General features: G+C 38.2%; 13 protein-coding genes and 1 riboswitch. All 13 genes read left to right on the forward strand.

The window, feature by feature from the left end; translation table 11 throughout:
• Positions 1-253: 253 nt before the first annotated feature.
• A complete protein-coding gene (locus ACUXEY_RS20860) occupies positions 254-598 on the forward strand; it encodes a toprim domain-containing protein (RefSeq protein ID WP_000640869.1) in 345 nt (114 codons plus the stop codon).
• Between the two features lie 3 nt (positions 599-601).
• The gene (locus tag ACUXEY_RS20865; protein ID WP_002008881.1) at positions 602-910 is read left to right on the forward strand and encodes a thioredoxin family protein; all 309 of its coding nucleotides are present in this window, start codon (positions 602-604) and stop codon (positions 908-910) included.
• A gap of 154 nt (positions 911-1,064) precedes the next feature.
• Positions 1,065-1,409, forward strand: a complete 345-nt coding sequence (locus ACUXEY_RS20870; RefSeq protein ID WP_000781217.1) for a hypothetical protein — start codon at positions 1,065-1,067, stop codon at positions 1,407-1,409.
• Positions 1,410-1,534: 125 nt separating this feature from the next.
• Positions 1,535-1,642: riboswitch (SAM riboswitch) on the forward strand.
• A gap of 300 nt (positions 1,643-1,942) precedes the next feature.
• The gene (locus tag ACUXEY_RS20875) at positions 1,943-2,968 is read left to right on the forward strand and encodes a methionine ABC transporter ATP-binding protein (protein WP_461301524.1); all 1,026 of its coding nucleotides are present in this window, start codon (positions 1,943-1,945) and stop codon (positions 2,966-2,968) included.
• Positions 2,961-3,626, forward strand: a complete 666-nt coding sequence (locus tag ACUXEY_RS20880; RefSeq protein WP_144615265.1) for a methionine ABC transporter permease — start codon at positions 2,961-2,963, stop codon at positions 3,624-3,626. The genes ACUXEY_RS20875 and ACUXEY_RS20880 overlap by 8 nt, the downstream gene beginning before the upstream one ends.
• A gap of 23 nt (positions 3,627-3,649) precedes the next feature.
• Entirely contained in the window at positions 3,650-4,462 is an 813-nt protein-coding gene (gene metQ / locus ACUXEY_RS20885) for a methionine ABC transporter substrate-binding lipoprotein MetQ (RefSeq protein WP_461301525.1), read from the forward strand.
• 72 nt (positions 4,463-4,534) lie between these two features.
• Positions 4,535-5,341 carry a methionine ABC transporter substrate-binding lipoprotein MetQ gene (gene metQ / locus ACUXEY_RS20890; RefSeq protein WP_429601902.1) on the forward strand — a complete coding sequence of 269 codons (807 nt, stop codon included), beginning with the start codon at positions 4,535-4,537 and terminating at the stop codon, positions 5,339-5,341.
• 238 nt (positions 5,342-5,579) lie between these two features.
• Complete coding sequence (gene sufC / locus ACUXEY_RS20895; protein ID WP_000929163.1) at positions 5,580-6,365, forward strand: Fe-S cluster assembly ATPase SufC; 786 nt, start codon at positions 5,580-5,582, stop codon at positions 6,363-6,365.
• Positions 6,366-6,380: 15 nt separating this feature from the next.
• Entirely contained in the window at positions 6,381-7,673 is a 1,293-nt protein-coding gene (gene sufD, locus ACUXEY_RS20900; RefSeq protein ID WP_098655981.1) for a Fe-S cluster assembly protein SufD, read from the forward strand.
• The gene (gene sufS / locus ACUXEY_RS20905; RefSeq protein ID WP_001020769.1) at positions 7,673-8,893 is read left to right on the forward strand and encodes a cysteine desulfurase SufS; all 1,221 of its coding nucleotides are present in this window, start codon (positions 7,673-7,675) and stop codon (positions 8,891-8,893) included. The genes sufD and sufS overlap by 1 nt, the downstream gene beginning before the upstream one ends.
• Positions 8,883-9,314 (forward strand): Fe-S cluster assembly sulfur transfer protein SufU, encoded by a 432-nt coding sequence (sufU, locus tag ACUXEY_RS20910; RefSeq protein WP_000009525.1) that lies wholly within the window; start codon positions 8,883-8,885, stop codon positions 9,312-9,314. The genes sufS and sufU overlap by 11 nt, the downstream gene beginning before the upstream one ends.
• 48 nt (positions 9,315-9,362) lie before the next feature.
• On the forward strand, positions 9,363-10,760 hold the full coding sequence (gene sufB, locus ACUXEY_RS20915) for a Fe-S cluster assembly protein SufB (protein WP_001118827.1): 1,398 nt from the start codon (positions 9,363-9,365) through the stop codon (positions 10,758-10,760).
• Between the two features lie 642 nt (positions 10,761-11,402).
• The gene (locus ACUXEY_RS20920; RefSeq protein ID WP_461301548.1) at positions 11,403-12,794 is read left to right on the forward strand and encodes a bifunctional metallophosphatase/5'-nucleotidase; all 1,392 of its coding nucleotides are present in this window, start codon (positions 11,403-11,405) and stop codon (positions 12,792-12,794) included.
• Positions 12,795-12,838: the final 44 nt, after the last annotated feature.

Raw genomic sequence — 12,838 nt, forward strand, 5'->3', positions numbered from 1 at the left:
AGAACGTTTTTTGGGAAAACTTTTTTGTTTAAGTTTTTATGATCTAGCTCCAGCGGCTAGAACAGTCGGTCATTTCACTCCTTCACTTGAGGCAAAAGGCGCCTCTAGTTCAGGGGTTCGGGTGCCCTCCTGTTCTGAACGAGCCGCCTCCGCTTTTCTTTTGCAAAAATAAACAGGAAACAACATGAAAATAACGAATATACTATATACTAAGTTAAAGGTTGTATAGTATATGGTGATCGGGTGATGACATATGATTTATGTGGAAAAAGTCATTATTGTAGAAGGTACATCAGATAGAAGAAAGATTGAATCTATTATTCGTGAACCGGTGGAAATTGTTTGTACAAATGGTACAATTGGTTTGTCGAAAATGGATGAGCTCGTTGATCAGTTTTTTGATAAGGAAGTGTATGTGCTAGTGGATGCTGATGATGCTGGAGAAAAGTTAAGGAAACAATTTCGAAAAGAATTTCCGCAAGCAGAGCATATTTATATTGATCGCTCGTACCGAGAAGTGGCAACTGCGCCATCTTCACACTTAGCAAATGTATTATGGGGAGCTGACATTGACGTTTATACAGAATATTTACGGTAAGGAATGATAGAAGTGATTGACTGGACAGGAGCCGAAGCAACAGCCCTAATAGAGAACGAAGAAAAAACAGTGTTATATGTATATACTCCAATGTGTGGAACATGCCAATTAGCAAAAAAGATGTTAACTGTCGTTGAGATGACAATTGAAGATTTGAAAATTGGAATGTTAGATTTAAATTATGCTCCGCATTTAGCGAAAGAGTATGGAATCGAAAGTGTACCGTGTTTACTTGTTTTTGAAAATGGGACACTCATGAAGAAGATATATGCATTTCATTCGGTTGAATATTTATATACGGAATTAAAGTAGGCGGCAAAGTTTTTGCCGCCTCGACATATTTCTCGGGAAATATGTCGAGATGCAGGGTGGTTACAGTATTTGTCGAGCGAAAATAACAGGATTGCTCTTTAGTGAGAGGGAATGGTATGTGTAATAGAAAGTGATATGAAGGATGTGATTTAGGGTGAAATTATATTCTTTGCTGCAATCATTTGTAAATTACGCTAATGGTCAATATCATTTAGAGCCGCTTTTAAGACAAGGAGAAAAAACTGTTAATTTCCGCTTTGGAGATGAGAGTTGTTCGTTACAAATTTCAAGAGATTATATAGAGTTGCTACATGAAGAAAGAGGAACGGAGCAAATCGTTTGTGTAGATGAAGAAGATGTAAAACAATTGGTGAACGGCAATGTAAGGTTGCAAATGTTAATGAACGATGGACGTGTACAATATTCGGGAACTTATCGAACGATGCTATTAGTTGAATCGATGTTTCACATATGTAAACCGATGTCAGTAGGTGCTTAAAATTCTGAAGTTTCATTTTTTGCTAAAATTTCTGTTGACATGGTGTGTGTATGTTGATACAATTCAATTCATAAAATATAGACAATTTCATAAATTACAAATCAGACGAAAATGTAATCTGATTTCTCTTATCAAGAGAGGTGGAGGGACTGTGCCCTGTGAAGCCCGGCAACCGTCAACTTATGTTGAAATGGTGCCAATTCCTGCAAAGCAAATGCTTTGAGAGATGAGAGAGAGGGATAATGTTGTTATATACGCACATAAACCTTTCTGCTTCTCTAAAGCAGAAAGGTTTTTTTATTGTTTGAATGTGGAGGACATTCAAATAATAAAAGTAGTGATAACGGTGGACTACACGCATTAAACATAAAAAATTGCGGAGTCGATCCAAAAATCTAGCTTAAGCGGCTAGAACAGTCGGTCGTTTCATCCCTTCCTATGAGGCAAAAAGCGCCTCTACGTCAGGGATTCGGGCGTCCTCTTGTTCTAAACGAGCCGCTTACGCTTTTTAAACAAAAAAGGGGTGATACACCATGATTCTATTAGAGAATGTAAAGAAAATATATAAAGCAAAAAGCGGTGATGTCACTGCTGTAGATAACGCCAATTTAAAAATAGACAAAGGTGAAATCTTTGGTGTTATCGGATATAGTGGCGCTGGGAAAAGTTCTTTAATCAGATTGTTCAATCAATTAGAGAAACCAACTTCTGGCCAAATTACAATTGCAAATCGCGTGATTTCAGCAATTACAGGAAGTGAACTTCGTAAGGCAAGGCAAGAAATCGGAATGATTTTTCAACACTTCAACTTACTTTGGTCACGAACTGTACGCGAAAATATCGAGTTCCCACTTGAGATTGCAGGTGTTGATAAGGCGAAGAGAAGAAAACGTGTGGATAAGTTAATTCATCTTGTTGGATTAGAGGGAAGAGGAGACGCGTATCCATCTCAGCTGAGCGGAGGACAAAAGCAACGCGTCGGTATTGCAAGAGCATTAGCTAACAATCCACAAGTGCTTTTATGTGATGAAGCAACATCAGCTCTTGATCCAGAAACGACAGATCAAATTTTAGATTTATTATTAGATATTAATAAGCGTCTCGGTTTAACAATTGTACTTATTACACATGAGATGCATGTGATTCGAAAGATTTGTAATCGAGTAGCGGTAATGGAGAAAGGAAAGATTGTAGAAACGGGTCCAGTACTTGATGTATTCCGTAATCCGCAGAAAGACATTACGAAACGATTTGTACAGCAGTTAACGGATTCTGAAGATACAAATGAAACGATTGAAAGTTTAATTGAAAAATATCCAGATGGTAAAGTAGTTCGTTTGCAGTTTATCGGTGAGGCTGTAGAAAGACCAGTACTTCAAAGGTTGATGCAACGCAGTGATATAGAAGTTAGCATTTTGCAAGGGAATATCGCACAAACGAATAACGGTTCTTACGGTAGTTTAGTTGTTCATTTAAATGGTGAGGAAACAGCGATTCAGCAAGCAATAGAGGGAATACATCAAGATCAAGTAGAGCTGGAGGTGATTGCACATGGATAAGTTACTCACAAATGTTGATTGGAATCAAATGTTAGAAGCAACTGGTGAAACGTTATATATGACGGCAATCGCAGCTCTTGCCACATTTGTTTTAGGACTAATTTTAGGATTGTTACTTTTCATGACGGCGAAAGATAATTTATGGGAAAACAAAACGGTTAATACAGCGATTGGAGCGTTCGTAAACATTTTCCGTTCGATACCGTTCATCATTTTAATTATTTTATTAATCCCATTCACAAAGATCTTGCTTGGAACAATTCTTGGAGCAAGTGCAGCGTTGCCAGCTCTAATTATTGGAGCGGCACCATTTTACGCAAGAATGGTTGAAATTGCACTTCGTGAAATTGATAAAGGTGTAATCGAAGCTTCAAAAGCGATGGGAGCAAAAACAAGCACAATTATTTTGAAAGTGTTAATTCCAGAATCATTACCAGCGTTAGTATCTGGTATTACGGTTACGACAATTGCTTTAGTAGGCTATACAGCGATGGCGGGAGTTGTTGGTGCTGGTGGCCTTGGAACACTTGCTTATTTAGAAGGATTCCAACGAGGAAATAACGATGTAACAATCGTCGCGACAATTTGTGTATTACTAGTTGTATTTTTCATTCAGTGGATTGGTGATAGTTTAACGACTCGAATAGATAAACGATAATAAAAAACGGGAGGATGCTTCAAATGAAAAAATTATTACTTACAGCACTTATTTCAACTTCAATTTTTGGGTTAGCTGCTTGTGGCGGGAAAGATAAAGATGAAAAGAAACTTGTTGTTGGTGCTTCTAACGTACCGCACGCTGAAATTTTAGAAAAGGCAAAACCGTTACTTGAGAAAAAAGGAATTGAATTAGAAGTGAAAAAGTTCCAAGATTACGTGTTGCCAAATAAATCGTTAGCGGATAAGGATTTGGATGCAAACTACTTCCAGCACATTCCGTATTTAGAAAAAGAAATGAAAGATAAAAAATATGACTTTGAAATAGCAGGGAAAATTCATTTAGAACCAATTGGTGTATACTCTCAAAAATATAAGACTTTAAAAGAACTTCCGGACGGAGCGACAATTATTATGAGTAATTCCGTTACTGACCATGGACGTGGTTTAGCAATTTTACAAAAAGAAGGAATTTTAAAAATTAAAGACGGAGTAGATCCAGTTAGTGCAACTCCAAAAGATATTGCAGATAATCCAAAAAACTTAAAATTCAAAACAGATATCGAGCCAGGTCTATTGCCACAAGTGTATAACAATAAAGAAGGCGATGCTGTTTTAATTAACTCTAACTATGCAATTGATGCGAAATTAAACCCAGAAAAAGATGCAATTGCAATTGAAGGCGATGATTCTCCATACGCAAACGTAGTAGCTGTTCGTAAAGGTGATAAAGATAAAAAAGCGATTAAAGAGCTTGTAGAAGTATTGCACTCTAAAGAAATCGAAGACTTTATTAATAAAGAATATAAAGGAGCGGTTGTTCCTGTAAAAGAATAATTGCTGAAAAGGGCTGGTGTATGCCGGCCCTTTTTTCTAACTACATAACTTTAAGGGAGAAGGGGACATCATATGAAAAAGATTCTATTGTCAGTTGTTACAGCGCTGTCTGTATTTACATTAGCGGCTTGTGGTGGGAAAGAAGAGAATAAGCTTGTTGTGGGAGCTTCTAACGTGCCGCACGCTGTTATTTTAGAGAAGGCACAGCCGATATTAGAGAAAAAGGGTATTAAATTAGAAATTAAAAAGTTCCAAGATTATGTGCTGCCGAATAAAGCATTGGCGGATAAGGAAATTGATGCAAACTACTTCCAACACATTCCTTACTTAGATAAAGAAATTCAAGAAAAAGGATATAAAATTGTAAACGCAGGAAAAATCCATTTAGAGCCAATGGGCATTTATTCTAAGAAATACAAAAGCTTAAAAGACTTGCCAGATGGCGGGACAGTTATTATGAGTAACAACGTAGCAGAGCGTGGACGTATGCTAGCACTTTTACAAAAAGGTGGCGTTATTAAATTAAAAGACGGTGTAGATGTTGTTAAGGCAACAGTAAAAGATGTTGTAGAAAACCCGAAAAACTTAAAGTTTAAAACAGATGTTGAACCTGGATTGTCACCGAAGTTATATGAAAATAATGAAGGTGACGCTTTATTCATTAATTCAAACTATGCAATTGATGCGAATTTAAATCCAACAAAGGATGCAATTGCAATTGAAGGATCAGACTCTCCATACGCAAATATTATTGCAGTTCGTAAAGGTGACGAGAAGAAAAAAGAAATTAAAGAATTAGTAGAAGTATTGCATTCAAAAGAAATTCAAGAATTTATTAATAAAGAATATAAAGGTGCTGTACTTCCGGTAAGTGAATAAACACAAGGAAAGGATTGGAAAATTACCAGTCCTTTTTTCTTTATATAAATAAGAAGAAAGGTGTATCATATAAGGATGCAAGGGAAATACTTATATACATTTGTGAAAAAATTGTTACTTTTTTTCGTCGTTTGCGATATCATTTTATTTGATATAAGATTAGAATGAGAATAAAATGAGAATATGAACGTTTTAGGAATTTTTAAAATGTATATATAGGATTAATGGAGGTATTGAGATGGCTGGTTCTACATTAACGGTTAAAGACTTACACGTATCAATTGATGGCAAAGAAATTTTAAAAGGTGTAAACCTTGAAGTAAAAGGTGGAGAAATCCACGCAATTATGGGACCTAACGGAACAGGTAAATCAACTTTATCTTCTGCAATTATGGGTCACCCAAAATATGAAGTAACAGAAGGTAGCATCATCATCGACGGTGAAGATGTATTAGAAATGGAAGTAGATGAGCGCGCACAAGCAGGTCTATTCCTAGCAATGCAATATCCAAGTGAAATTAGCGGAGTAACAAACGCTGACTTCTTACGTTCTGCAATTAATGCACGTCGTGAAGAGGGCGATGAAATTTCTCTTATGAAATTTATCCGTACATTAGATAAAAACATGGAATTCCTAGAAATGGATCCAGAAATGGCACAACGTTACTTAAACGAAGGTTTCTCTGGTGGAGAGAAAAAACGTAACGAAATTCTTCAATTAATGATGATTGAGCCAAAAATCGCAATCTTAGACGAAATCGACTCAGGTCTTGATATCGATGCATTAAAAGTTGTATCTAAAGGTATTAACCAAATGCGCGGCGAAGAGTTCGGTTGCCTAATGATTACGCATTACCAACGTTTATTAAACTACATCACTCCAGACTTCGTTCACGTTATGATGAACGGTCGTATCGTTAAATCTGGTGGCCCTGAGCTTGCACAACGTCTAGAAGCTGAAGGTTATGACTGGATTAAAAAAGAATTAGGTATTGAAGACGAAACAACAGAGCAAGAAGCGTAAGAGAGGAGCATAAACATGACAATCGGTACATTACCTTTCGATCAAGAAACAATCCGTCAACGCGCAAGCGAAGTAAACGAAGCTGCTTGGTTGACTGAGTTCCGCTTACAAGCTCTTGCACAAGCAACTGAACTTCCAATGCCAACGCCTGATAAAACGAAAATTGAAAAATGGGACTTTATCGGAAAAGGCGACGCTGCTAAGCAAGAGCCTGTAAGTTCTTTAACAGAGCTTCCAGAAGCAGTGAAAAACTTAATCGATGAAAACAACAGCGTATTAGTACAACGTACTGGTACAACAGCGTTCGTTTCTTTAGCAGAAGAAGCAAAAGAAAAAGGTGTTATTTTTACAGACATCGTAACAGCTGCAACTGAGCACGCTGAGCTAGTACAAAAGTATTTAATGAAAGACGGCGTGAAGGTAGACGAGCATCGTTTAACTGCACTTCATGCTGCATTAATCAACGGCGGTGCATTCGTATATGTTCCGAAAAACGTTGTTCTTGAAACTCCACTTCAAGCTGTATTCTTAGTAGACGGCGAAGAAGCTAACGTATATAACCACGTATTATTCGTAGCTGATGCGAACAGTACTGCAACTTATGTAGAAAACTACGTTGCAAATGAAAATGCTAAAGGTATTGCAAATATCGTAGCAGAAGTAATCGTGGAACAAGGCGCACAAGTGAAATTCGGTGCGGTTGATCTATTAGCAAAAGACGTAACAACTTACGTTAACCGCCGCGGCACAGTAGGACGCGACGGCCGCATTGATTGGGCTCTAGGCCTTATGAATGACGGAAACACAATTTCAGAGAACGTTACAAACTTAATGGGCGACGGTTCATATGCTGATACGAAAACAGTAACAATTGGCCGTGGTAACCAAACGCAAAACTTTACAACTAAAGTTGTTCACTTCGGTAAACACTCTGAAGGTTGGATTTTAAAACACGGTGTACAAAAAGATAGTGCAACATCTATCTTTAACGGAATTGGTAAGATTGAACACGGTGCATCTAAATCGAATGCACAACAATCTTCTCGCGTTCTTATGTTAGATGAAAAAGCACGCGGTGATGCAAACCCAATTCTTTTAATCGACGAAGATGATGTAATGGCAGGTCACGCAGCTTCAGTAGGCCGCGTAGATCCGTACCAATTATACTACTTGATGAGCCGTGGTATTCCAAAACGCGAAGCAGAACGTTTAGTCATCCATGGATTCTTAGCACCTGTAGTTAATGAGCTTCCAATTGAAGGAGTAAAGGCACAGCTTGTTGAGGTAATTGAAAGGAAAGTTCGCTAATGAATATTCATGAAATACGCAAACAGTTTCCAATTCTTGATCAAAAAGTGAACGGCAAACAACTTGTTTATTTCGATAGTGCAGCAACTTCTCAAAAACCAATTCAAGTCATTGAAACGTTAGAACGTTACTATAAAGAATATAATTCTAACGTGCATCGCGGTGTTCATACGCTCGGTACGAAAGCTACCGACGCGTATGAAGGTGCACGCGAGAAAGTTCGTAAGTTTATTAATGCGAAATCAATGGAAGAGATTATTTTCACACGCGGAACGACAACTGCATTAAATACAGTAGCGGCTAGCTATGGTCTTGAAAATGTAAAAGAAGGCGATGAAATCGTTATTTCTTACATGGAGCACCATAGTAACATCATTCCGTGGCAACAAGTTGCGAAGAAAACTGGTGCAACTTTAAAATACCTTCCGCTTCAACCAGACGGTACAATTTCTTTAGAAGATGTTCGTCAAACAGTTACACCGAATACAAAAATCGTTTCTATTATGCAAGTTTCAAACGTGCTTGGAACGATTAACCCTGTAAAAGAAATCGGAGCAATCGCACACGAAAATGGCGCAATTATGGTCGTTGACGGTGCACAAAGTACACCTCATATGAAAGTGGATGTACAAGATTTGAATTGTGATTTCTACGCATTATCTGCTCATAAGATGTGCGGACCTACAGGTATCGGGGTATTATATGGTAAAAAAGAATTGCTAAACAATATGGAGCCAATTGAATTTGGCGGTGAAATGATTGATTTCGTAGATTTACAAGAATCTACGTGGAAAGAGCTTCCGTGGAAGTTCGAAGCAGGTACACCGATTATCGGTAATGCAATCGGACTTGGTGCGGCAATTGATTTCCTAGAAGAAATCGGTCTTCATAATATTGAAAAGCATGAACATGAATTAGCGCAATACGCTTTAGAAAGACTATCAGAAGTAGATGGCGTTACAATTTATGGTCCAAAGCATCGCGCTGGTCTTGTTACATTTAATATTGAAGACGTACATCCTCACGATGTAGCGACAGTATTAGATGTAGAAGGCATTGCGGTTCGCGCAGGACACCACTGTGCACAACCGCTTATGAAGTGGCTGAAAGCTTCTTCAACAGCACGTGCGAGCTTCTATTTATATAATACAAAAGAAGAAATTGATACATTTGTTGAATCGCTAATCAAGACAAAGGAGTATTTCACAAATGTCATTTAATAATTTAGATACGTTATATCGTCAAGTTATTATGGATCATTATAAGAATCCTCGTAACAATGGCGTGTTAGAAGATAGTGTTACCGTTAACTTGAACAACCCAACTTGCGGCGATCGTATTCAACTTACGATGAAAGTAGAAGAGGGTATTGTGCAAGAGGCGAAGTTTGAAGGAGAAGGATGTTCTATCTCAATGTCTTCAGCTTCAATGATGACACAAGCAGTAAAAGGTAAGAAAATTGAAGAGGCACTTCAGCTGTCTAAAATTTTCTCTGACATGATGCTAGGAAAAGAGTACGATGACAGCATCGATTTAGGAGATATTGAAGCATTACAAGGCGTATGCAAGTTCCCGGCACGTATTAAATGTGCAACATTAGCGTGGAAAGCGTTAGAAAAGGGCTTAAACGAAGATAAGTAATGTTAAAGGTTCCTAAAAACGAGGTTATCTAAGGAGGGACACACCAACATGGCGAAGCAACTGCCAGATATCGGCGATTATAAATATGGTTTCAAAGACAAAGACGTTTCGATTTTCCGTGCTGGACGCGGTTTAACAAAAGAGATCGTTGAAGAGATTTCACGTATGAAAGAAGAACCACAGTGGATGTTAGACTTCCGTTTAAAATCACTGGATAAGTTCTATGAAATGCCAATGCCACAATGGGGCGGCGACTTAAACGACTTAGATTTCGATGAAATTACGTACTACGTAAAACCATCTGAGAAATCTGAGAAGTCTTGGGATGAAGTACCTGATGAAATTAAAGCAACATTTGATAAATTAGGTATTCCAGAAGCTGAGCAAAAATATTTAGCTGGTGTATCTGCACAGTACGAATCTGAAGTTGTATACCACAACATGAAAGAAGACCTAGAAGCTCTAGGAATCGTCTTCAAAGATACAGATAGCGCATTAAAAGAGAACGAAGATATTTTCCGTGAGCATTTCGGAAAAGTAATCCCACCAACAGACAACAAATTCTCTGCATTAAACTCTGCAGTTTGGTCTGGTGGATCATTCATCTACGTTCCAAAAGGTGTAAAAGTTGATACACCACTTCAAGCGTATTTCCGTATTAACTCTGAAAATATGGGACAATTCGAGCGTACGCTTATCATCGTAGACGAAGGCGCACACGTACACTACGTAGAAGGTTGTACAGCACCTGTTTACACTACTAACTCACTTCACAGTGCGGTAGTAGAAATCATCATTAAAAAAGATGCATATTGCCGTTATACAACAATCCAAAACTGGGCGAACAACGTATACAACCTAGTTACAAAACGTGCGGTTTGTGAAGAAAACGCAACGATGGAATGGATTGACGGTAACATCGGATCTAAATTAACGATGAAATACCCAGCAGTTATCTTAAAAGGCGAAGGCGCTCGTGGTTTAACATTATCTATCGCGATTGCTGGTAAAGGCCAACACCAAGATGCTGGTGCGAAAATGATTCACTTAGCACCAAACACGTCTTCAACAATCGTTTCTAAATCGATTGCGAAGCATGGTGGTAAAGTAACTTACCGTGGTATCGTACACTTCGGACCAAAAGCGAAAAACTCTCGCTCTAACATCGAGTGTGACACGTTAATCATGGATAACCAATCTACATCTGATACAATTCCTTATAACGAAATCAAAAACGATTACGTTTCACTTGAGCATGAAGCGAAAGTATCGAAAGTATCAGAAGAACAATTATTCTACCTAATGAGCCGCGGTATTTCTGAGCAAGAAGCTACAGAAATGATCGTAATGGGCTTCATCGAGCCATTCACTCGCGAACTTCCAATGGAATACGCAGTTGAAATGAACCGCCTAATCAAGTTTGAGATGGAAGGTTCTATCGGTTAAATAGAAATGCGGAGCCGACTGTTCAGACCCGTTGGCTAAGGTTCTTAGACATGAGGGTCTAGGAGGCGAAGCTGGACAATATATAAAGTGGAAGCGCCCTGCTATGCAGGGCGTTTTTTTATGTTGTGTGAGCTGGGCTTGGAGTTAGCTGAGATACCCAGGTAGGTTTCAAACTAAATATATCAGCGATTTTTCAAATATATCGACCACAACTCGGAATATATCAGCGATTATTTCAATATATCGACTTATCAACAAATTACGACAAAAGAAATTCTTCATATACCCCTCACCCTTTTATATGAAAAGAGACCGACTGGAAGTAAGGCAAAGATACTGACAAATCCACTGGTGAATCCAATTGAAAAACGACCTACGAGCCTTTTGTTAAAGTTTTTGACAAATCTAACACTACCTGAATCCCACACAAAACCATCTAAAATCCTTTCACACCAACTAGAAAAAACAAAAGTTTTTCATATTAAAAAGGGCAATCTTTTGCTTTTTCTCTCAATGCGAGTACAATGTAAAATAGCAAGAAAAGACGAAAAGTATTTACAGGATTATTGCGTACGTGTAGCGTAAATGGCAGTAAGGAACTGAGAGGAGGTTTTTTCTCTGAATATAAATAAAGAAACAATCATCCACCTTTATCATACAAACGATATACATAGTCATTTTGAAAATTGGCCGCAAATTTCTCGGTTTGTACAAGGAGAGAAAAAGCGAAGACAAGAAGCGGGAGAGACCGTTTTGACGGTTGATATCGGCGATCATGTGGATCGTTTTCATAGTATTTCGGAAGCGACGAATGGACTTGGTAATACGAAGCTTTTGAATGAGGCGTTATATGATTATGTAACGATCGGAAATAATGAAGGAATTACGTTAGCGAAGGAGCATTTGAATCGTCTATATGATGATGCTGGATTTGAGGTGCTCGTCGCGAATTTATTTGAAAAAGAAGGTGTACGTCCAGCATGGGCAAAGCCTTATAAATTACATACAACGACAGAGGGGATTACAATTGCTTTTATCGGGTTAACGGTAGCTTATCCAGAGTTTTATCATATGCTCGATTGGCATATTGAAGATCCGCTTATCCATTTAGAGTCTATTTTAGAAGAAATGCGAGATGAGGCTCATATTACAGTTGTCCTTTCTCACCTTGGAAAAAGCATGGATGAGTATATGGCGGAGCATTATGATATAGATGTTATTTTAGGTGCACATACGCACCATTTATTTGAGCGTGGCGTTCTTATGAATAATACTTTACTTTGTTGTTGTGAAAAGTGGGGACGTTACGTTGGGCACGTCCAGCTTACTGTGGATAAAAAGACGAAGAAGCTGTTGAAAAAGGACGGTAGAGCGATTAAGACAGAACGTTTAGGTGCTTATAGCAAACCGTTATCCACAATTGAATTGCTGCAAGAAGAAAGTAAACAGATTATGGAAGATCCTGTCGTTCATTTAAAGGAATCATTACCAGTTGATTGGTTTCATGAGACAGCATTTTCGCACATGTTAGCAAATGCGCTGAAAACGTGGTGTGGTGCAGAGATTGGCATGGTGAACGCTGGTGTACTCCTTGAAGGATTAGATGAAGGTGTTGTGACGCGCGGAGATATTCACAGAATTTGTCCACATCCAATTAATCCATGTTTATTAAAGGTGCCGGGGAAAACGCTAAGAGAAGTTATTTTAAAAGCGCGTCGCCCGAATATGGAGAACCTTGAGGTAAAAGGATTCGGATTTCGCGGGAAAGTGATGGGGAAAATGATTTACGCTGGTGTCGACGTCATTCCAGATACGATTCCTGGAAATAAAATTTTACTAGAAGATGTATTGATTAACGGGGAATCGCTGGAATTAGATCGTATATATACAGTAGGAACGATTGATATGTTTACATTCGGCTACTTATACCCAGAGCTATCCACACTTTCTGACAAACAATATTATATGCCAGAACTACTTAGAGATGTGTTAACAGACATGTTAATAACTCATACATCTTCCGTCAAACTATAGGCTAGTTAACTTGTAACACTCATTTTTCTCTCGTCATACAGATA

This window comes from Bacillus sp. F9_6S_D1_P_5, from assembly GCF_054823925.1.

Bases quoted from the DNA above. Each gene is read 5' to 3' on its own strand.
- sufD (WP_098655981.1), top strand. From the start codon at position 6,381: ATGACAATCGGTACATTACCTTTCGATCAAGAAACAATCCGTCAACGC.
- ACUXEY_RS20860 (WP_000640869.1), top strand. From the start codon at position 254: ATGATTTATGTGGAAAAAGTCATTATTGTAGAAGGTACATCAGATAGA.
- sufS (WP_001020769.1), top strand. From the start codon at position 7,673: ATGAATATTCATGAAATACGCAAACAGTTTCCAATTCTTGATCAAAAA.
- ACUXEY_RS20865 (WP_002008881.1), top strand. From the start codon at position 602: ATGATAGAAGTGATTGACTGGACAGGAGCCGAAGCAACAGCCCTAATA.
- ACUXEY_RS20880 (WP_144615265.1), top strand. From the start codon at position 2,961: ATGGATAAGTTACTCACAAATGTTGATTGGAATCAAATGTTAGAAGCA.
- metQ (WP_461301525.1), top strand. From the start codon at position 3,650: ATGAAAAAATTATTACTTACAGCACTTATTTCAACTTCAATTTTTGGG.
- sufC (WP_000929163.1), top strand. From the start codon at position 5,580: ATGGCTGGTTCTACATTAACGGTTAAAGACTTACACGTATCAATTGAT.
- sufB (WP_001118827.1), top strand. From the start codon at position 9,363: ATGGCGAAGCAACTGCCAGATATCGGCGATTATAAATATGGTTTCAAA.
- sufU (WP_000009525.1), top strand. From the start codon at position 8,883: ATGTCATTTAATAATTTAGATACGTTATATCGTCAAGTTATTATGGAT.
- metQ (WP_429601902.1), top strand. From the start codon at position 4,535: ATGAAAAAGATTCTATTGTCAGTTGTTACAGCGCTGTCTGTATTTACA.
- ACUXEY_RS20875 (WP_461301524.1), top strand. From the start codon at position 1,943: ATGATTCTATTAGAGAATGTAAAGAAAATATATAAAGCAAAAAGCGGT.